Origin of the sequence: Rhizobium mayense, from assembly GCF_030272705.1 — a bacterium.
GTDB classification, from domain to species: Bacteria; Pseudomonadota; Alphaproteobacteria; order Rhizobiales; family Rhizobiaceae; genus Rhizobium; species Rhizobium mayense.
On sequence record NZ_JARFYM010000006.1, the window covers coordinates 212,366 to 231,810 of the forward strand.

At 57.2% G+C, this 19,445-nt stretch carries 18 protein-coding genes and 2 tRNA genes; 4 read left to right on the forward strand and 16 right to left on the reverse strand.

The window, feature by feature from the left end; all coding sequences use genetic code 11:
• Positions 1 to 7: 7 nt before the first annotated feature.
• The 13 genes from PY649_RS11020 to PY649_RS11080 all read right to left on the reverse strand — a co-directional run bounded on the left by PY649_RS11020 (position 8) and on the right by PY649_RS11080 (position 11,351).
• Positions 8 to 1,558: a SpoVR family protein gene (locus PY649_RS11020; RefSeq protein ID WP_285868387.1), complete on the reverse strand. Its 1,551-nt coding sequence runs from the start codon at positions 1,556 to 1,558 to the stop codon at positions 8 to 10.
• Positions 1,555 to 2,826: a YeaH/YhbH family protein gene (locus PY649_RS11025; RefSeq protein ID WP_285868388.1), complete on the reverse strand. Its 1,272-nt coding sequence runs from the start codon at positions 2,824 to 2,826 to the stop codon at positions 1,555 to 1,557. The genes PY649_RS11020 and PY649_RS11025 overlap by 4 nt, the downstream gene beginning before the upstream one ends.
• Before the next feature lie 18 nt (positions 2,827 to 2,844).
• Entirely contained in the window at positions 2,845 to 4,791 is a 1,947-nt protein-coding gene (locus tag PY649_RS11030) for a PrkA family serine protein kinase (protein WP_285868389.1), read from the reverse strand.
• 472 nt (positions 4,792 to 5,263) lie between these two features.
• Positions 5,264 to 5,339 (reverse strand) — tRNA-Phe (locus PY649_RS11035).
• Positions 5,340 to 5,523: 184 nt separating this feature from the next.
• Complete coding sequence (gene yacG, locus PY649_RS11040) at positions 5,524 to 5,727, reverse strand: DNA gyrase inhibitor YacG (protein WP_285868390.1); 204 nt, start codon at positions 5,725 to 5,727, stop codon at positions 5,524 to 5,526.
• Positions 5,728 to 5,732: 5 nt separating this feature from the next.
• Positions 5,733 to 6,353, reverse strand: a complete 621-nt coding sequence (locus PY649_RS11045) for a Maf-like protein (protein WP_285868391.1) — start codon at positions 6,351 to 6,353, stop codon at positions 5,733 to 5,735.
• Positions 6,354 to 6,410: 57 nt separating this feature from the next.
• Positions 6,411 to 6,629 (reverse strand): translation initiation factor IF-1, encoded by a 219-nt coding sequence (gene infA / locus PY649_RS11050; protein WP_004117876.1) that lies wholly within the window; start codon positions 6,627 to 6,629, stop codon positions 6,411 to 6,413.
• A 143-nt stretch (positions 6,630 to 6,772) separates the two neighbouring features.
• On the reverse strand, positions 6,773 to 7,240 hold the full coding sequence (locus PY649_RS11055) for an arsenate-mycothiol transferase ArsC (protein ID WP_285868392.1): 468 nt from the start codon (positions 7,238 to 7,240) through the stop codon (positions 6,773 to 6,775).
• Positions 7,241 to 7,245: 5 nt separating this feature from the next.
• The gene (locus tag PY649_RS11060) at positions 7,246 to 7,719 is read right to left on the reverse strand and encodes a UPF0262 family protein (protein WP_285868393.1); all 474 of its coding nucleotides are present in this window, start codon (positions 7,717 to 7,719) and stop codon (positions 7,246 to 7,248) included.
• Positions 7,720 to 7,722: 3 nt separating this feature from the next.
• Complete coding sequence (gene hisD / locus PY649_RS11065) at positions 7,723 to 9,021, reverse strand: histidinol dehydrogenase (RefSeq protein ID WP_285868394.1); 1,299 nt, start codon at positions 9,019 to 9,021, stop codon at positions 7,723 to 7,725.
• A 63-nt stretch (positions 9,022 to 9,084) separates the two neighbouring features.
• Positions 9,085 to 9,525, reverse strand: coding sequence for a DUF2948 family protein (locus PY649_RS11070; RefSeq protein ID WP_285868395.1), 441 nt, complete (start codon positions 9,523 to 9,525; stop codon positions 9,085 to 9,087).
• A 133-nt stretch (positions 9,526 to 9,658) separates the two neighbouring features.
• Entirely contained in the window at positions 9,659 to 10,951 is a 1,293-nt protein-coding gene (gene murA, locus PY649_RS11075; protein ID WP_285868396.1) for a UDP-N-acetylglucosamine 1-carboxyvinyltransferase, read from the reverse strand.
• Positions 10,952 to 11,081: 130 nt separating this feature from the next.
• The gene (locus tag PY649_RS11080) at positions 11,082 to 11,351 is read right to left on the reverse strand and encodes a hypothetical protein (protein ID WP_285868397.1); all 270 of its coding nucleotides are present in this window, start codon (positions 11,349 to 11,351) and stop codon (positions 11,082 to 11,084) included.
• Between the two features lie 155 nt (positions 11,352 to 11,506).
• Between PY649_RS11080 and PY649_RS11085 the strand changes: the two genes are divergently transcribed.
• A tRNA-Thr gene (locus PY649_RS11085) sits at positions 11,507 to 11,581 on the forward strand.
• A 97-nt stretch (positions 11,582 to 11,678) separates the two neighbouring features.
• Positions 11,679 to 13,433 (forward strand): DUF6538 domain-containing protein, encoded by a 1,755-nt coding sequence (locus PY649_RS11090; RefSeq protein WP_285868398.1) that lies wholly within the window; start codon positions 11,679 to 11,681, stop codon positions 13,431 to 13,433.
• Here PY649_RS11090 and PY649_RS11095 read toward each other — a convergent pair whose 3' ends face one another.
• A complete protein-coding gene (locus PY649_RS11095; RefSeq protein WP_285868399.1) occupies positions 13,434 to 13,679 on the reverse strand; it encodes a hypothetical protein in 246 nt (81 codons plus the stop codon).
• A 1,054-nt stretch (positions 13,680 to 14,733) separates the two neighbouring features.
• Here PY649_RS11095 and PY649_RS11100 point away from each other — a divergent pair.
• Entirely contained in the window at positions 14,734 to 16,494 is a 1,761-nt protein-coding gene (locus PY649_RS11100; RefSeq protein ID WP_285868401.1) for a hypothetical protein, read from the forward strand.
• Between the two features lie 336 nt (positions 16,495 to 16,830).
• Positions 16,831 to 18,153 (forward strand): plasmid recombination protein, encoded by a 1,323-nt coding sequence (locus tag PY649_RS11105; RefSeq protein WP_285868402.1) that lies wholly within the window; start codon positions 16,831 to 16,833, stop codon positions 18,151 to 18,153.
• On the opposite strand, the gene PY649_RS11110 is transcribed toward PY649_RS11105, so the two are convergent.
• The gene (locus PY649_RS11110) at positions 18,119 to 18,460 is read right to left on the reverse strand and encodes a hypothetical protein (protein ID WP_285868403.1); all 342 of its coding nucleotides are present in this window, start codon (positions 18,458 to 18,460) and stop codon (positions 18,119 to 18,121) included. The two genes, PY649_RS11105 and PY649_RS11110, sit on opposite strands and share 35 nt — an antisense overlap.
• A gap of 324 nt (positions 18,461 to 18,784) precedes the next feature.
• On the reverse strand, positions 18,785 to 19,444 hold the full coding sequence (locus tag PY649_RS11115) for a hypothetical protein (RefSeq protein ID WP_285868404.1): 660 nt from the start codon (positions 19,442 to 19,444) through the stop codon (positions 18,785 to 18,787).
• Between the last annotated feature and the right edge of the window lies 1 nt (position 19,445).

The window sequence follows — 19,445 nt, forward strand, 5'->3', positions numbered from 1 at the left end:
TGCGCCGTCAGGCCGCAATGGCCGACGGGCGCGGATGGACGAGATGGTCGCGCAGGACCAAGCCGGAGCGGTCGACTTCCTGCAGCAGCACGTCATAGCTCCAGAGATCGGCGAGGTGCTGCAGCACGCGCTTGGCGTCTACATCCTCCAGAAGGCCGCCGTTCAGCACGGTATGCTTGAGCATCAGCCGCCGGTCACCGGCCAGATCGACATCGACGATCTCGATATGCGGATCGATCCAGCCGACATCATATTGCCGCGCCAACTCGCGGCGGATGCGTTTGTAGCCTCGCTCGTCATGGATTGCCGCCACCAACAACCCCTCTTCCTCTTCCGGATCATCGGTGAGATGGAACATACGCATCTTGCGCATCAGATGCGGGCTGAGGAACTGCGACACGAAGCTCTCGTCGCGGTAATTGGCCCAGAGGTCCCGCAGCACCGCCATAGTGTCGCCGGTCCCGGCGATATCTGGAAACCACTGCCGGTCCTCTTCCTTCGGCTTCGTCACGATCCGCTCGATATCCTGCATCATCGCAAAACCGATCGCGTAGGGATTGAGGCCGGAATAGCGCGGATCGTTGAAGGCCGGCTGGAAGACGACATTGGTATGCGACTTGAGGAATTCCAGGAAATCGCCGTCGCCGATGCCGCCGAGCTCGTGCAGGCGCGTCATGATGCGGTAGTGTACATAGGTCGCCGTACCTTCGTTCATGACCTTGGTCTGGCTTTGCGGGTAGAAATATTGGGCCACATGCCGGACGATGCGCAAAATCTCCCGTTGCCACGGCTTCATTCGCGGCGCCATCTTCTCCAGGAAATAGAGGATATTTTCCTGCGGCAGGCCGGCGAGCGAACGCCGGTGCTGCAAATCGAGGTCAGGCATCTTCTTGTCCTTTGCGACCGGAACCGTCCGCCAGAGGTCGTTGAATATCCGCTCGTCATATTCGCGCCGCTCACGCTCGCGCTTTTCCTCATCGCGCAGGTCAGGAGTTTTCTTGCCGGCATAGCGATGGACGCCATGCGACATCAACGCATGCGCCGCATCCAGCGTCCGCTCGACGGCGGCGTGACCGTAGCGCTCCTCGCAGCGGGCGATATAACCCTTGGCGAAGTTGAGATAATCGAGGATACCCTCGGCATCCGTCCAGAGCTTGAACAGGTAGTTGTTCTTGAAGAAGTGATTGTGACCGAAGGCGGCATGGGCGACCACCAGCGCCTGCATCGTCGCCGTATTCTCCTCCATCAGGTAGGAAATGCAGGGCGAACTGTTGATGACGATCTCATAGGCAAGTCCGCGCAGGCCCTTGCGATAGAACGCTTCGTGATGCGCAAAATGTTTGCCGAAGGACCAATGCTTGTAAAACAGCGGCATGCCGATCGAGGAATAGACGTCCAGCATCTGCTCGGCAGTAATGATCTCAATCTGATTGGGGTAGACGTTGAGGCCGAGCTCGTCGATGGCGATCCGCTCGCAGGCATCGTGGATCCGTTGGATGGTGGCGAAATCCCAGTCCGCACCCTCAAAAAGCCGCTCCATCGATGCTTTCGCCATCATCCGCTCCTTGTTTCTGCCGCCCGGCGCTGAAAGAGATCATGGAAGACCGGGTAGATCTGGCTGCGATCGCTGACGCGGCGCATCGACAGCACGGGCCAGCCCACTTGGATGCGCTCATAGAGCGACCAGAGCGCCGAACCGGATGAGATCGCAACACTGCGCGCCTCACCCACCTCCAGATAGGCGAAATACTGGCTGACCGGCAAAATGGAGTTGGTGAGCAGCGCCGCCGCTGTCGCATTGTCCGAATAGGCATTGTCGCCATCCGACGCCTGCGCCGCATAGATGTTCCAGTCCGATGGCGGGAAACGATCATGAACGATCCGCCGCATGGCTTCGAGCGCGCTCGACACCTGCGTGCCGCCGGTCGCCGGACTGCGGAAAAACGTCTCTTCGTCCACCTCTTCGGCGACATCCGTATGACGGATGAAGACGATCTCGACGCGACGATACTGCCGCGTCAGGAAGATGTAGAGGAGCATGTAGAAGCGCTTGGCAAGGTCCTTCATGTGCTCCGACATCGAGCCGGAGACGTCCATGAGGCAGAACATCACGGCCTGCGCCACCGGCTTCGGCTCGTTCTCGAAACGGCGATAGCGAATGTCTATCGGATCGATGTAGGGAATGCGCCGGACCTTCGATTCCAGCACCTTTATTTCGGCCTCGAGTGCGGCACGCCGCTCCTCGTCCTGGCATTCGGCCGCCTCCGCCTCAAGCTCGGCGACGGTCTCTGGCTTCGGCCGATGCAGCGCCACGCGCCGCATCATCGCCAGCCGCATGGTGCGGTTGATGGCAAGATTGGCTGGCGATCCCGTCACCGAATAGCCCGATCGTACCGGATTGGGCTGATCGGTCGTCGTCAGCCGCTTCTTGGCAAGATCGGGAAGTTCGAGATCGTCGAGGAAAAGGTCGAGGAATTCCTCGCGCGTCAGGATGAAGCGGAAGGCGTCTTCACCGCTGCCCTCGCCGCCAGCCCGCCCTCTTCCGCCACCGCTCTCCGGCCGCGGAAGTATATCGCCTTCAATGAAGTCCTTGTTGCCGGGAAGGATATGCTCATGCAGACCGTCCGGGCCGCGATGGAGCCGAGGTTCCTCGGTTCCATCTAAGGGAATGCTGATCTCACCGCCCTTCAGAATGTCCTGAATGTCGCGATTTTGAGAGGATTCGTAGACCGCTCTCTGCACCAGCGCTTTTGCTCTTCGCAAAAATCGTTGACGATTTTCTAGACTTTTGCCGCCCGGGTTAAGGCGTCGGTCAACAATGTGCATTCCTTCTTCCTTGGTGGCTCATCCTGCCTGTTTCACACGCATGTACCATTCCACAAGCCGTCGAACCTGACGCTCGGTATAGCCACGGGCCATCATGCGTTCAACGAATTCGCCATGTTTCTTTTCTGTCTCGCCGTCCTTCTTGGACCCAAACGAGATGACTGGTAGGAGATCCTCGACCTGGGAGAACATCCGCTTTTCGATGACTTCGCGGATCTTCTCGTAACTGGTCCAGGACGGATTCTTACCGCCGTGGCTTGCCCGCGCCCGCAAGCAGAACTTGACGATCTCGTTGCGGAAATCCTTCGGATTCGCGATACCCGCCGGCTTCTCGATCTTGGTCAGTTCCTGGTTGAGAAGCTCTCGGTCCAGCAGCTGGCCGGTGTCAGGATCCTTGAAATCGACATCCTCGATCCAGGCGTCGGCGTAGTCGACATAACGGTCAAAGAGATTCTGGCCGTAATCCGCATAGGATTCGAGATAGGCCTTCTGAATCTCATGTCCAATAAATTCCGCATAGCGCGGCCCGAGCTCGCTCTTGATGAACTCGATATAGAGCTTCTCGGTTTCGAGCGGTAGCTGCTCGCGGCGGATCGCCTGTTCGAGCATGTACATCAGATGCACCGGATCGGCGCCGATCTCCGTCGTATCGTAGTTGAAGGTCGCCGCCAGGACCTTGAAGGCGAAGCGGGTCGAAGCCCCGTCCATGCCTTCGTCGACACCGGCCGCATCACGATATTCCTGCACGCTGCGTGCTCTCGGATCGGTCTCCTTCAGGCTTTCGCCGTCATACACCCGAAGCTTGGAGAAGGCGGTCGAGTTCTCGTGCTTGGCAAGCCGCGTCAGAACCGTGAAGCGGGCGAGCGTCTCCAACGTCGACGGTGCACAAGGCGCATCGCTGAGCTCGGATTCCTCGATCAGCTTCTCGTAGATCTTCTGCTCTTCTGTGACCCGCAAACAATAGGGCACCTTCACGACGCAGATGCGGTCGATGAACGCCTCATTGTTTTTGTTGGCCTTGAAGCTCTGCCATTCCGACTCGTTCGAGTGGGCGAGAATGATGCCGGAGAACGGGATGGCGCCGATATTCTCGGTGCCGATATAGTTGCCCTCCTGCGTCGCCGTCAGCAACGGATGCAGCATCTTGATCGGCGCCTTGAACATCTCGACGAATTCGAGGATGCCCTGGTTGGCGCGATTGAGCGCACCGGAATAGCTGTAGGCGTCGGGGTCGTTCTGCGCCAGGCTTTCGAGCTTGCGGATATCGACCTTGCCGACCAGCGAGGAGATATCCTGGTTGTTTTCATCGCCCGGTTCGGTTTTGGCGACGGCGATTTGTCGCAGCCTCGACGGCTGTATCCTGGCCACCCGGAAGCGGGAAATATCACCTTCGAACTCTTCCAATCGCTTCAGGCACCACGGACTCATCAGCCCGGTCAAACGCCGGCGCGGAATGCCGTAGCGCTCCTCGACCATCGGTCCCATGGTCACGGGATCGAAGAGACTGAGCGGGCTTTCGAACACCGGACTAAGCTCATTGCCGGCCTTCAGTACGTAGATGGGATGGACCTCCATCAGCGACTTCAGCCGCTCGGCGAGCGAAGATTTGCCACCGCCGACAGGGCCGAGCAGATAGAGGATTTGCTTGCGCTCCTCCAGTCCCTGCGCCGCATGGCGGAAGAAAGCGACGATGCGTTCGATCGTCTCTTCCATGCCGAAGAAGCCGGAAAACGCCGGGTAGGTCCGGATCGTCCGGTTCATGAAGATACGCCCGAGACGGGTATCCTTGGCCGTATCGATCAGCAGTGGTTCACCCATGGCGGCCAGCAGACGCTCCGACGCGTTCGCGTACATGAGCGTGTCGTCCCGGCACGCATCCAGGTATTCAGAGAATGACATCTCAACTTCGCGCCGTGCTTCGAAAGAACGGGCGAACGTGTTAAATAGCACATCGTTGTTTAACATGGCGCCTCGATAGCTTGCTATTGCAATAAACGCCGGACTTAGCGAGTTCACATCCCGCTAGTATCTAAGGTGCGGTAATAGTCGCTTCGAATCAATAGGTGATCCTTCAATAATTCGTACGCTTCATTGCACTGGCCATCAATATCTTGAAAGGTTCTTTCACCGGAATTAATAATTGATACCTCTAAAGTTGCGAATAATGACCAAATCTCCACCATTAGACGCGCTTGACAGCCCCTGCAAAAGCACGAGCCGGCTCGCCCTTTTAGGCGGCCCCAGCCGCGATATCCCGATTGAAACAAAGGAAAAATCCGGATCCGAAACTTCAGCGGGATTTGCATCGCGCCGCTGATCGCTTGCCAGACGTTGCCGTACGCCAAAGATGGACGTGTCACGCATTGGCTGAACCAATAAGTTGCCCGCGACTTCTGGTGCTTCGGCACATCGTGGTGAATTTAAGATGAAAATAAAATGGTGCCCAGGGGCGGAATCGAACCACCGACACGCGGATTTTCAATCCGCTGCTCTACCAACTGAGCTACCTGGGCATCCCTGCTTCGCACTGATCGAAGGTCTTGAAAGACCCTTGGGCGGTTGGTTCGCCCCGGAAGCGAGCGGGGTTATAGCATCTTGTTCGCCCATGTCCAGCCGCAAATGACTCTTTTTTGACAGGAAATGGAATTTTGGCAATTCACGAATAAAATGAAAGGGTTCGTCGACTTGACGAAGCGCCTATTCCTCGTCCGACGCTTTGCTCTCGTCGTCGGCAACGGGAATGGCATAGGATCCGGTCAGCCACCGCGACAGATCGAGTGAGCGGCAGCGATCCGAGCAGAAGGGGTAATGCTCGCGCACCGAAGGCCGGCCGCATTCCGCGCAGGGTCGCGTCTTGCGCAGCGGCTCGACCTTTGCACCCACCTTGATCTCATCTGCCATGACGATCATCCTTCCTGCCATTCCGCGTAGACGTCGAATCCCTCCCCCGCGAGAAGCAGCATGGTTTCATAAAGTGGCAATCCAACGACATTCGTATAGGAGCCGATCAGCTTCTGCACGAAGGAGCCGGCGAGCCCCTGTATGCCATAGGCGCCTGCCTTGCCGCGCCACTGGCCGGAGGCGAGATACATGTCGATGTCCTTGCCGGACAGCCGCTTGAATCGAACCTTGGTCTCGACGACCTTCTGGCGCAATTTGCGGTCGGGCGTGATCAGGCAGATGCCGGTGTAGACGACATGGCTGCGGCCGGAGAGCAGATGCAATGCGGACGACGCATCGTCCACGAATTCTGCCTTCGGCAGAATCCGCCGGCCGACGGCAACGACCGTATCGGCGGCGAGGATGTAGCTTCCCTGCCAGGCGACATCACCCTTGACCGCCGCAAACGCCGCCTCACCCTTTTCCGCCGAAAGCCGGCGCGCCAACGAACGCGGATGTTCCGACTTTTTCGGATCCTCGTCGATATCCATGGGCATCAGACGCGCCGGCTCAATTCCTGCCTGATGCAGGAGGTCGACGCGGCGCGGCGATCCGGAGGCCAGTATCAGCTTGTGTTTCAGCGCCATAAAACCTCGACCGTGACAGGCGGCAGACGGAGGGCCGGCTCGGATGTGAGCTGCGGACTACTTGAAACGATAGGTGATGCGGCCCTTGGTCAGGTCGTAAGGTGTCATTTCGACAAGCACCTTGTCGCCGGCCAGAACGCGGATGCGGTTCTTGCGCATGCGGCCGGCGGTGTGCGCGATGATCTCGTGCTCGTTTTCCAGCTTCACGCGGAAGGTTGCATTCGGCAGCAATTCGGTGACGACACCGGGAAATTCAAGGACTTCTTCTTTCGGCATTAAAGCTTCTTTTCCTGTGGGGTTGGTGCCGGCGTCCATGACTAAAAAGCGAGGCCGCCGGAAATTTGCGCGGAAACTACACAATCGCTGCGGTTTTGTGAACCTCGTTGATCAGGCTTTCTGCATTTGTTTCATGCGGCATTCTAAAGAGAGCCGCGATGCTGTACCAGTCGGCTCTCGATGAGACCAAGAAGATGGTCCCGCACCTCACGGTAGGCATTGAGGATCTGCTCGCGCGTGCCGTCCGTGGCCGACGGATCGATGGTCGGCCAATAGATGACGTCGATGGCATTGGCGCGCGTCAGTTCGAGGGCCGCATGATGCGCCTCGGGGGAGAGCGTGATGATCACGTCGAAGAAATCATCCTCCAGCTCCTCCAGGGTCCGTGGCTGCCGGCGGCCGAGCGAAAGACCGATTTCGTCGAGGACGACATCGACAAAGGGGTTGCGTTCACCGGCGCGGATGCCCGCCGAAGCGACATAGGTGCCCTGCGGCAGCATTCCCCGCGCGATCGCCTCTGCCATCGGCGAGCGGATGGTGTTGAGCCCGCACATGAAGAGGATGGCGCCGGGCGCCTTTCCGCTATGTTCGATGGCCTTCGGCTGTTCCATTGCCGTCACCCGCGCCAGTAGAGCACGCAGACAAGTGTGAAAAGCCGCCGGGCTGTGTCGAAATCCACGATAATCTTGCCCTTCAGCCGCTCCATCAGCGTCCGCGAGCCTTCATTGTGAATGCCGCGGCGGCCCATGTCGATCGCCTCGATGCGGCTGGGGGTGGCCGAGCGGATCGCCTCATAATAGCTTTCGCAGATCATGAAGTAGTCCTTCACGATCCGGCGAAACGGCGTCAGCGACAGGATATGGGTGGCAACGACAGCCCCTTCTTCGGTTCGGATATCGAAGACCAGCTTCTGATCCACCAGCGACAGGTTCAACTGATAAGGCCCGCCGTCATGGCCGACGGGCTCGAAACTATTTTCCTCGATCAGATCGAAAATGGCGACGGCGCGCTCATGTTCGACGTCGGGCGTCGCACGGCCGATCGTGTCGTCCAGGATCACGTCGCTCAGCCGGTAGACGCCGTCAGCCATGCCCTACCCTTCGAGATTGAGGCGGATCGCAACGGATCGCGCATGGGCATCGAGCCCTTCGGAGTTGGCGAGCGCGATCGCCGCCGGCCCGAGCGTGCGCAGTTGTTCAGGGCCGAGCCTCAGGATCGATGTGCGCTTGACGAAATCGAGCACCGAAAGCCCTGACGAAAAGCGGGCGGAGCGGGCCGTCGGCAGCACGTGGTTGGAGCCGCCGACATAGTCGCCGATCACTTCCGGGGTATGACGCCCGACGAAGATCGCACCGGCATTGCGAATGCCGTCAAGCAGCGCATCGGGATCGTCGACGGCAAGTTCGAGATGCTCGGCGGCGATGCGGTTGGCGAGCGGAACGGCCAGCTTCAGATCGGAAACCAGGATGATGGCGCCGAAATCCCGCCAGCTCGCGGCAGCCGTCCGCGACCGGCCAAGCTGCTTGAGCTGCCGCTCGACGGCGCCTTCCACGGCCTTGCCGAGCGCCGCATCATCGGTGATCAGGATCGATTGCGCGCCTTCATCATGCTCCGCCTGCGCCAGGAGGTCGGCGGCCAGCCAGTCCGGATCGTTGTTCTTGTCGGCGATGACGAGCACTTCCGAGGGGCCGGCGATCATGTCGATGCCGACCGTGCCGAAAACCTGACGCTTGGCGGCAGCGACATAAGCATTGCCGGGGCCGGTGATCTTGGCGACCGGGGCAATCGTCTCGGTGCCGTAGGCGAGTGCGGCGATCGCCTGCGCGCCGCCGATGCGGTAGATCTCCTCGACGCCGGCCATGCGGGCGGCCGCCAGAACAGCCGGATTGACCGCCCCACCCATCGTCGGCACGGTTATGACGATGCGCTCGACGCCGGCGACCTTGGCCGGTACGGCATTCATCAGCACCGAGCTCGGATAGCTCGCCGTGCCGCCGGGCACATAGAGGCCGACAGCTTCGATCGCCGTCCAGCGCGAGCCGAGGCCGACGCCGAGCTCGTCTTCATAAATATCGTCCTTGGGCAATTGCCGGCGATGATGGGATTCGATGCGGGTGGCGGCGACCTTGAGGGCGCCAAGGACTTCGGCGGGGACGGCGGCAACAGCCGCATCGATCTCGGCTTCGGTGACCCGCATCGGCGTCGTGGCGAAATCGATGCCCTCGAATTTCTTCGAATAATCCGCGAGAGCCGCGTCACCTCGCGCCCGCACGTCATCGATGATGGCACGCACGACGGCATTCACATCCTCGGACACTTCCCGCTTGGTCGTCAGGAAAGCGGCGAACTGCTGCTCGAATCCCTCCGACGCCTGATCCAGCCAGATAGCCAACGCTGATAATCCTTTTACATCGAGGCCGCCGCAAGCGGCCGAAACTGGTCTGTCGTCCGGCTCCTAGGCTTCGTCCGGATGACTGGGCTTGTTAGCCGTTTCCCATGCGCCGCCGAGATCTGCAAGCTGAACTTCGATGCATTCGACATCAACCGCGATCGTCGCATTGCCGGCGAGCGTCAGTTCGATCGTGCCATCCGGCCCCTCGCCTTTTGCAGCGAAGCGGATGGCGAGCAGCGACAGGACCTCGTCGCGCTGGCGCCGGTCGACGCCGCTGGAGCGCACCGCCAGCACCCGCTTGAACACCAGCGCCGAGCGGTGGCGCTCGAACGGCTTGTCCTTCTGATCCGTCAGTTCCCAGACGAAGCGATTGGCGGCGAGCGAGAACTGCCCGAGCTTCGGCGCATAGTTCATGTCGCCAATCTTGAACACACTATCCTGCATATGCGCGGAGATGACGCCCAGGTCTTCGTTGTCCAGTGCCATTAGCTTGAGATTGGTCATTCGCCTGATATCCCCGATCGCCACGGAAATGCCGATAGCGGCATTTCCCCCGTGATGGAAATAGGATGCGGGCGGGCAAGACGCAACCGGAGAAAACAGGCTTCTCCCGTCTCTTTTTGCGGGCAGCCGGAACTCAGTCGCTGATGCGTTCGACCATGGCGCCGCAGCGCGTCAGCTTTTCTTCGAGCCGCTCGAAGCCGCGGTCGAGATGGTAGACGCGCGAGACCAGCGTTTCGCCTTCGGCGGCAAGGCCGGCGATGACGAGCGACACGGAAGCGCGAAGGTCCGTCGCCATGACCGGCGCGCCTTTCAGCCGCTCGACGCCCTCGATCTTGGCGGTCTGGCCCGAGAGAGAAATCTTCGCGCCGAGGCGGGCGAGCTCCTGCACATGCATGAAGCGGTTTTCGAAGATCGTTTCGGTGATATGCGACGTGCCGGTCGAGCGTGTCATCAGCGCCATGAACTGCGCCTGCAGGTCGGTCGGGAAGCCCGGGAAGGGATCGGTGACGATATCGACCGGCTTGATGCCGCCGCCATTGCGCTGAACGCGAATGCCGTTTTCGGTCGCCGAAACAACGGCACCGGCGCGGCGCAGGCTTTCCAGCGCCGTATCGAGCAGCGCCATGTTGGTATTTTCCAGGCGGACATCGCCGCCCGCCATGGCGACGGCCATGGCATAGGTGCCCGTCTCGATGCGATCCGGCAGGACGCGGTGACGCGCGCCGGAGAGCGAGGTGACGCCTTCGATAGTGATCGTGCTCGTGCCAGCGCCGGAAATCTTGGCGCCCATAGCGATGAGGCAATTGGCGAGATCGACGATTTCGGGCTCGCGCGCCGCATTGCCGATGACCGTCGTGCCGCGGGCAAGCGTTGCCGCCATCATCATGACATGCGTCGCGCCGACCGAAACCTTCGGGAAGACATAGCGTGTGCCGATCAGGCCGCCCTTCGGCGCGGTGGCATTGATATAGCCGCCATCGATTTCCATGGTGGCGCCGAGCGCCGTCAGGCCTTCGATGAAGAGATCGACCGGACGCGTACCGATCGCGCAGCCGCCCGGCAGCGACACGCGCGCCTGGCCTTCGCGGGCGAGCAACGGCCCGATGACCCAGAAGCTGGCGCGCATCTTGGCGACCAGCTCATAGGGCGCGGTCGTGTCGGCGATGGTGCGGCAGGTGAAATGGATAGTACGGGAATAGCCGTCTTCCTGGCGCTCGCGCCGGCCGTTGACGGCGACATCGACGCCATGATTGCCGAGGATGCGCATCAGAAGCTCGACATCGGCGAGATGCGGCACGTTTTCGAGGGTCAGCGTATCGCTGGTGAGCAGCGAGGCGATCATCAGAGGCAGAGCGGCATTCTTGGCGCCGGAGATCGGAATGATACCTTTGAGCTCGTTGCCGCCGACAATCCTGATACGATCCATATATGACTACGGGCGAAGCCCGCCTTTCCTGAAGTTCCGTGCGCCAAATTCCACGCGTTCGGGGAGAAAGCGCTGTTTAAACGAAATAGATTAACGCATCAATTCGTTTGATGATGGGCGACATCAATCATTACGATTCGTCCATTTTTGCGGCGACATCTTTCTGATCGGAAGAATTTGCGGCGGGAAGCCCATCCGTCTCGTCCGCCTGGCCCGCGCGGCGCGCCCGAACCTGCTGTTTGCGGCGAGCAAGATTTTCGCGCAGCTTCTGGGCCGCCCGCTCGCGGCGGCGCTCCGCCTCGATATTCTGCTTTGCGCGCGCGCCTTCCTTCTCCCCGCCGGCCGTCAAACCGCCTTGCGAGATCAGGTCATCACCAGTTTTCGTCTTGTCCGCACCCATGTCCTTCCCATAGCCGAAATTCCCGACCTTCAAAAGACCGACACATTTTTTCCCGATATCTTTCGCCGATCTTGAAATTTGCGGCTTGCACTTACCTCCGACCTATGGCAATAGCCGCCTCGCCCAACACGGCGCACCGACTGGCGCCACGGTTTGCTGCTATAGCTCAGGGGTAGAGCACTCCCTTGGTAAGGGAGAGGCCGAGAGTTCAAATCTCTCTAGCAGCACCATCTTATCCCCCGGAAATCGTTCATTTATTGAGCTTTAGGGCTTTTGTAACCGCCTTTTTGGTACACCTGAGCGGTACACTGACCCATGGTTTTGAGAATGGCTCGACCCATTAAGCGCGGCAGCATTTACTGGCTACGCAAGAAGGTTCCCGACGATCTTCGTCCCGTAATCGGCAAGCGCGAAGAGAAATTCAGTTTGAAGACCCGCGACCCTGCAGAGGCAAAGGTCCTATTTGCCAAGGCCGCTGCTGAAATCGAGGAAAGGTGGTCGCGATTACGTCAGGGGCCGATCACACTGACGCATAAACAAGTGTGGGGAATTGCTGGAGATATCTCCCGAGCATGGGTTTCCAGGTTCGAGGATGAACCTGATAAGGATGAAGCCATCGGTATGTCCTTGCAATTGGCAAGGATATTTGAACCTGCCAAGACGACAGTCAAAACAGGTGGAGACCCAGCGCTTGTCGCGAAAATGCTTGAGGCGATGAACGAGAGAACATTCGGATGGCTCGACGCGAAGATTGCGGCGCATCTGAAAGAAATGGGTCTATTGGTTGACGCCCAAAGCTTGGAAAAGCTCAGAGCCGCAACCGGCAAAAGCTTGTATCAAGCGAAGGATCAAATATGGAAGTTTCGGAAGGGGGATTACTCTCCCAATCCAATTATCGATGCCTATCCCTCCTTCGAGAAATACCCTGAGGTCCCTTCGGAGACAGCTCTGCCATCTTCTGGCGTCATGCTGAGCACAGCAATATCGGCATGGGTTAAAGAAAAGACTCGAAAAGACGGCGATTGGGTCGAGAGTAGCGCGGAGTCTAACGAATTGTGGGCGCGGCGCTTTCTGGAGCTCGTCAGCGACAAGCCGCTTGGCGAATACAAGAAAGCTGATGCGCGGAAATTCAAGGAGGCGATCATGTCGCTTCCTCCCAATTTCCTACAAAAGGAAGAGTTCAAGAAACTCGATTTCCTTGAGGCAGTCGAAAAGGCTAAATCGACTGATGTCGACAAGATGTCGAATCGCAACGTCAACAAGATTCTCGGGTTTGTGCGCGCGTTCTGGAACTGGGCAGAAGCACAATATGATGACGTTCCAGCGAATCCTTTTAACAAGATGAACCTACGGTTGGCGATGAAGGCACGCGACGAGCGAGACCCCTTTACAACGAGCCAGCTTCAAAAGATTTTCGATGCGCCGCTGTTTACGGGATGCAAATCGGAGAAATCTTATCTAACCGCTGGCGATTACGTCCCGTCCGATCAAGGAATCTACTGGGTCCCTCTCATTGGTCTTTTCACGGGGGCACGATCTGGTGAGGTTATCCAACTTTTATGTGATGATGTTCGTCACGAAAATGGAATCCTCTTTTTTGACATCCGTGATGACGGCGAGCGTAGCAAGGCCGATCTGAAGCAAGGACTAAAAACGGATGCGTCGGTCCGGACGATTCCGGTCCACAAAACTCTCAAGAAGCTTGGGTTTGCGGAATTTGTTGAACGCCAGCGCAAAAAGGGGAAGCGGCTTTTCCCGGACTTCCCGAAGGCCGCCGACGGGTACTATTCAACAGCTTATAGCCCTCGCTTCAAAAGATTCTTGGTGGATATAGGGGCGAAGACGGATCGGAATTCATTCCATAGCTTTCGACATAGCTTTGAGGATTGCTGTCGGAATAGCCGGATTCCGATTGAATTTATCAACGCACTTCAAGGGCACTCTGACGGCGGTATGGCCGACAGGTATGGCACCGGCATGGTACGCGTCCGGTTACTTAAGGAAGAGATGGATAAGCTGATATATGAAGGGCTCGACTTCTCGCGCCTGATCGCAGCGCGGAAAGACCTAGTGGCGAGCTGATTACCGATTGCTGCCTGTGATCCGGTCGAATGCCTGGATTCCGTCCCGTTCGATTTCCCGCCTGAGTTGCGCAGCCGCGCCCGGCAACCTGGACTTACGGACAAGCGTCTTTTCCGCTTTACCGTGCGCCTGGACGTAGATCGCGGCGATGTAGCACAGGACGCCGCCGTTCTGGTCCGTCTGGCAGACTTCTACGACCTCGACGTTAACCGTCAGTCCGCGAATTTTGGTGATCGTCTTCTTCATTGGAAATTCTCTTTTCTATTTGATTTCATTGGATATTTTATAGCAGAAATCGGGATTTTTGAGAATCCTCACGGCGGGAAAGATGCCGGACTTGGGATAGCGTCCGTTAATAAAGTCGATTGGATTTTAGTTTTCCTAGAAAGGGATTATTCGTCACGATCTCAGGGGCAGGCAGGGTTGACAGCGGACAGGCGCGCATAGGCTCTTTCGAAGGGCATGCCCCGCAAGGGGGATGGCCGCAGCCCCATCGGGGCGTGAGAAGAGCGCGCATGTCGGATGTCACCGAGCGAAAAAGGTTCCGCGATTAATCGGGAGGAGCAGTCGCCGTAGGCGAGCGGGTCGAGACAAAAGGCTCGATCCGAAGCGAGGGAGATTCGTCGTGGAAAAAAGAGCGAGGCTACCGCTGCCGGGCGGATAGAAGGGTGAAAACAGCAGTCCTTTTAGTATAGTTAACAAAACTATACAATGATCTCAATGCCTTCTAAGCTATTGTTCTTAAAGCGTTTCAAAAGTGTCAACATTGTTTCAGTCGCCGTCCGAGAACTGATGTCAACATTGCTTTCCCATTCGAAGAGTTATTTACGGGAGATTTTTCGATTTTGACTGTTGTAACCGTACTTTCTGTCTTTATATCTTGAATTAACCGGTGCGGAACGAGCGCATCGGGACCAGCAGTCCCCAATCAGGGGATCAACAACATATATACGTATCGCAAGCAATGCTGCTTTCGAACGATCAGCAGTCCCCTCATTGCAGGGGATCGACAACAGATAGTGTAAGTGTCAGCGTCTAACCTGCATAGCAGTCCCCAGTCTGTGGGGATCAACGACTTGGAACTTTAATAACCCTCCGGTTTCGAACCGGAGGGTTATTTTTTTGTATCTTAAGGGTGGCGTCATCATGGGAGGGTTTGGACTTGACGCCGATTCGATTTCCTTCGACCATCAAAAAAGACGCCATCTTCGGGGCGGGAACCCCTCCGGCGTCTTTTGTGTCACTGTTCAATAAAGATGAACGAATTTATGTTTATTGTAAAGCTCCTATTGACGACTGAGTGACCGGTGGGCTGGCACATAGCCCAGCCAGTCAACCGAAGCGCCCCTCTTTCCCAAATTTCAATGTTGACACTATTTCGAAGCCTAGCGGCTCCAGCCGTCGCGCGTCGAGGAGCCGCACCAGTCTCAAGCTTTTTGATGATCCAGCGAACGCGCCTTTCGTCGACCCGTTCTCTGATGCCTTGGATAGCGAGCAGGCTGTTCGTGCTGCCGTTTCTGCGCATCTGGAGACCGCGAACGCAAGGCCGCAGGCCGCGCAGCAGCCGCCCAAAGCGGGCGGCCTTGGGAGCGGAGGAGCTACGGTTCCGCGCAGCGGGAACGTAGCTCCTCCGCTCCTTCTTTCTTCTTCTGAAACCGATCAATTCAGAGGGTCGTCAACGGTCAGTCGTTATGCGCTACTCGCCAAGGTCCAGCGGCTTTGTCGTCCCAAAGACCCGGATGAGCGCGGACCGGCTGTCTGTGGTTGTGGACGGCCCGGCGAAGGTGCGACACACGTCAACATTCACTTGCGCTATGGTGAGCAGACTGGCGAGCTTCGCGCTGGCGTCAGTGGCATTTACCGCTGTGGCTCGCCGTGGCTCTGCCCGACCTGCGCTCCAGCAAAGGCGCTGAAACGCGCGGAACGGGTGCAGGCGGCGGCAACCGCGACGTTCCTGCGCGGCGGCAGGGCGGCGCTCGTAGTATTGACTGCCGCCCACTCGATGGACATGTCGCTTGCCGAAATCAAGGAACTTGTGCAGGGCTCATCCAGCGCTGCCCGCAAAGGCCGCGTATGGGTCAAGGCAGTTGCGGACTACGGCATTCTGGGCGTCATCGTCGGCCAGGAGGTCACATTCAGCCTTGATAACGGCTGGCATTACCACCAACATTTGTCGATCCTGGTGGACGGTCCGGATGCTGATGCTTACAAACGTGCGAAGCAAGCGGGCGAGTGGATCGCAAAGGCGTATTCCGAGAAGGTGCGTGACAAAGATGGCGAGGTCTCCGACCGATACGGCTGGCATGTACGCGTCGCCCGCGATGCCGCTGATGCTAGTGACTATACCGCCAAGGGGTCCATGGCTTGGGAGGTTGCTGGGGGGTATAAGGACGAAACTAAGTCTGCGAAGTCCTTGACACCGTGGGATATCGCCGTTGCGGCTTCGGTGGGCGACAAACAGATGTTCGCCAAGTGGAAGGAATACGAAGCGACCATGCCCGGTACACGGTCATGTGTCGTGTCCGCCGCGCTTGCTAAAAAGCTCGGCCTGACGGCCGAACCGCAAGACGATGACGACGACAACAGCGAGCAGTTATATCACGAAACCGACGATGTTGTCGGTCGTGTGGAAGCGCCGGTTTGGTCGCGATGGATGCGGCACGGACTCGCCAGCACGTTCCTGCTGCGAGTCGAGTACGGCGGTGAAGCAGGATTCGCGGGTGCTGTCGAGCAGACTGAAGCGGAATCGATGGAAATCGAAAGCCGTTGGCAGGCTCGAAATGCGGAACGCGAGCGCGAGCACAATGAGCAGCAGGCATCGCACGAAGCTGATCGGCTGTTGCGATTGGCTGCGGATGATGTGAAACGACATCTCCACGAACGTGGGATCGGCGGGCAAAAGCACGTGCATGAGGTTGTCGAGCGCATCGCTATCGACAATCCAGGCACGGCGCGCCTCGATCCGGGCCGCGTGTTGAGTGCTGCAAACAGCAACGAACGCGACAAGTATTACGAGTCGCTTGTGGCTGACTTCGCCGAGCTGGGCATCTACATCGCATAGGATCGCCTCCCCGACGACAGAGGGGCCGTCGGCAAACCCCTCGAGGAGGCTCCCGGCGAGGGTCTCGATGAAATCGTCCGGCTGAAGGCCCCTCCATGGAATGGCCGACAACAGTTTACTGTTGGTAGTCGGTCACTACTAATTGCGATTCCGTCCCCATTTTCCGTTTCCGCCGATTTAATTTCGGCCGCATGGTCTAAGGACAATTTTCCTATTTCATGGAGCCAAGCGATGCAGGAATTTCAGACACATCAAATAATAGATCGGATCATCGAAATCGATGGGAGCATGGATGACGTTCTGACAGTAGAATGTGATCGACGGACAGGTTGACGCATGGGCTACCAGTTTGTCCACCTCGAATCCTTCAGCCGCAAAGCCGACTCGAAAGGTCGAGGTACAGATTTTATTTTTGCGGAAGCGTCTCGAAAGCGGGAAGCCGCAATTCATGTTGCTAATCCCCTGCCGCCCGTCGTCGTGTTCGGCGTCGACGTCGAACAAGTACAGGAAATACACGATGGCGCGGCTTCGACCGCAACGATCCGCGTTAAAGGCGGTCACATCCGCAAGCTGGCGAGGGATAAGAAAACTTTACATACAGTCATCGCGTCGTATCCGGCGACAATGGCCGAAATCCGCGCCGATCCGAGCAAACGGGCGGAAGCGGAAAGGTGGGAAAAAAGAACAATATCATGGCTTCGTTCACAGTATGGCGACGATCTAAAGTCGGTCATTAGGCACGAAGATGAGGAATATTTTCATATTCACGCGTACATTGTACCTACGAGCGATCCATCGATGGCGGCGCTTAAATATCATCCTGGCACGATGGCAAAACGTGCCGTCATGGGCGCTGGTCCTGCCGTAGGCGAGGACGCAAAGGCGCTCAGCAAGCGTGCTGACGTAGCCTATAAACAATCAATGCGAGCATGGCAGGACAGCTACCACGAGGCTGTCGCTGTGCCCAGCGGCCTGACGCGCCTGGGGCCTCAGCGCCGTCGCCTGAGCCGCGACGAATGGCAGCGCGAGAAGGTCCAGGCGAAAGCACTGCAAAAGACGGTCGAGCTGGCTCGTGAGGTCAAACGATCCGGCGACAATTTTGTTGAGCAGACGAAGTCAAAAGCGGCGGCGATCCGTGCAGCCGCCGATCAGGAGAAACAAGCGGCGGCTGTGGCGAAGGCCACTGTCGAACGTGAAAAGGAAATTGCCGCAAAGGCTATCGCCGCCGCCAGAACGGCGGAAAATCGCGCCAAGATACAACAAGAGCAAGCGCAGGCGGCGGTCGAAAATGCCCGCCGTTATGGTGGATGGTCGGGCAAGCTACGAGCGATTTGGGACGGCCTTCGGAAATCAAAAATTGCTGATAAAATTCGTCAAGAATTCACCTCGGAAATCGGACGGCTCACCCGGGGAATCGAGCAAAAACAAAGGCAGCTAGACGCTGAGCGCGAACAGCGAAGAGAGGCAGAACAATCAGTTCGCGAGGCCAGACAGGCGGCCGAAATGCTGCGGCTGGAGCGTGACCAAGCGAAATCGATCTTGCAGCGGCTTCAGTCAAGTTTTGAACCGGAGGCGGTGCATGACCATGTTCATGCCGCCCCCAGTCTTCAGTTGAAGCCGAAATTTATTTCGAAGTCGGCGCAAAAGCCTCGTCCTTAAGCAGCTCTGCTCGTCCAGACTCAACCCAATTTTGAAGCTCTGCTACAGCTTTCATTTTCGCTTCCGCGAGTGAAAGTGAGAACCTTAACGTTGCACCATCTTCGGGAACGCCGAGAATAGCAATTTCTTCGCCTTCTGAATCGAAGATGATTTGTTCGATCTCATATGAAAAAAATGGAAATCCTCGAATCTCTCGGTAGCAAGAGATCATGAATCCAAACGGGGCGGTCCTTTCTTTCCAATATGCTTCCGCGCAACGACTTTCGCTACTGTCCCAATCGAAAATCAGTTCTTTAAAATAATTCAACCGTGACTTCCCTTTTTGTGAGCTAAAAATCAATTATTTCTCGCCAATTTAAATGTCAACTCGGGATTTGTTACAAATTAACTAAGCATACATGACAACCAATAGTTTAAATCCCACTCAAAATAACAATGATATTCGTACATGAAATTTCTATTTTGAATGAATGAGCTTATTATTACTTCAAAGGAATTCCTTCAGAAGAATTCCTTTGGGCGTCTATATTATGGAACCAAAATTCCTTTTGGGAGGATCAAAAATTCCTTGCAACACGAAAAAAGGCGGCCAAAAGCCGCCTTGAAGAATTCCTTGTAGATTTCACTCGTTTTACATTCTTGGGTTGTGCCCGGGCGGCCCGTCAGGCTCCTGATCGTGGTTAACAATGGCGTTAACCTTCTTAAATTTTTTTTCGATTTCCAACTTTTTTTGTCGGACGGCCTCATCTTGCTGCCATTGCCAACGCTGCGCGGCGAGTTGCATATTCTTGATTGTCTCAACCTCTGATGCAGTGTGGTTTCTGGTTGCAATTTTAAATTCGCGCGCCCCTCTTTCAGCAATCATTGCGCGAGCCCAGTCGTGCGTTTCTTCTGGCAACTGCGTTAGTATAAACTGAAATACAGCCGTATTATTTGGCAATTCGAGGTACCTGACTGCGAGGCTCAGACTCGGTTTCTGCTCAAAGTATCTGCCAAAATGAAGTTGGAGGCGGGGCTGCTTCTTGTGTGTATATTCAGGTCGTGGCGGAGCTTCCGCTGTCACGGCTGCTCTTACATTGGTGGGGCCAGGCCTGGACAAATTCGATGTGATCAACGCGCCCATGGCCGCGCCAAACTCTTTCGCTAAATCTAAAAAACGAATGAGCAAGATGAGTTTCGCAAGGTCCTTTAGTCGTTGAAGACGCTCTCGCTGTTGCCGCCTCCGCCGCCAGCGCTCAGCCTCGATCCATTTCTCTTTCTCTCGTTGCTTCAGTTGTTTTTGCATCGGCATT

Excerpts from the sequence above, each read along its gene's own strand:
- PY649_RS11020 (WP_285868387.1), bottom strand. The coding sequence starts at position 1,558 with ATGATGGCGAAAGCATCGATGGAGCGGCTTTTTGAGGGTGCGGACTGG.
- PY649_RS11025 (WP_285868388.1), bottom strand. The coding sequence starts at position 2,826 with ATGCACATTGTTGACCGACGCCTTAACCCGGGCGGCAAAAGTCTAGAA.
- PY649_RS11030 (WP_285868389.1), bottom strand. The coding sequence starts at position 4,791 with ATGTTAAACAACGATGTGCTATTTAACACGTTCGCCCGTTCTTTCGAA.
- yacG (WP_285868390.1), bottom strand. The coding sequence starts at position 5,727 with ATGGCAGATGAGATCAAGGTGGGTGCAAAGGTCGAGCCGCTGCGCAAG.
- PY649_RS11045 (WP_285868391.1), bottom strand. The coding sequence starts at position 6,353 with ATGGCGCTGAAACACAAGCTGATACTGGCCTCCGGATCGCCGCGCCGC.
- infA (WP_004117876.1), bottom strand. The coding sequence starts at position 6,629 with ATGCCGAAAGAAGAAGTCCTTGAATTTCCCGGTGTCGTCACCGAATTG.
- PY649_RS11055 (WP_285868392.1), bottom strand. The coding sequence starts at position 7,240 with ATGGAACAGCCGAAGGCCATCGAACATAGCGGAAAGGCGCCCGGCGCC.
- PY649_RS11060 (WP_285868393.1), bottom strand. The coding sequence starts at position 7,719 with ATGGCTGACGGCGTCTACCGGCTGAGCGACGTGATCCTGGACGACACG.
- PY649_RS11070 (WP_285868395.1), bottom strand. The coding sequence starts at position 9,525 with ATGACCAATCTCAAGCTAATGGCACTGGACAACGAAGACCTGGGCGTC.
- murA (WP_285868396.1), bottom strand. The coding sequence starts at position 10,951 with ATGGATCGTATCAGGATTGTCGGCGGCAACGAGCTCAAAGGTATCATT.
- PY649_RS11080 (WP_285868397.1), bottom strand. The coding sequence starts at position 11,351 with ATGGGTGCGGACAAGACGAAAACTGGTGATGACCTGATCTCGCAAGGC.
- PY649_RS11090 (WP_285868398.1), top strand. The coding sequence starts at position 11,679 with ATGGCTCGACCCATTAAGCGCGGCAGCATTTACTGGCTACGCAAGAAG.
- PY649_RS11095 (WP_285868399.1), bottom strand. The coding sequence starts at position 13,679 with ATGAAGAAGACGATCACCAAAATTCGCGGACTGACGGTTAACGTCGAG.
- PY649_RS11105 (WP_285868402.1), top strand. The coding sequence starts at position 16,831 with ATGGGCTACCAGTTTGTCCACCTCGAATCCTTCAGCCGCAAAGCCGAC.
- PY649_RS11115 (WP_285868404.1), bottom strand. The coding sequence starts at position 19,444 with ATGCCGATGCAAAAACAACTGAAGCAACGAGAGAAAGAGAAATGGATC.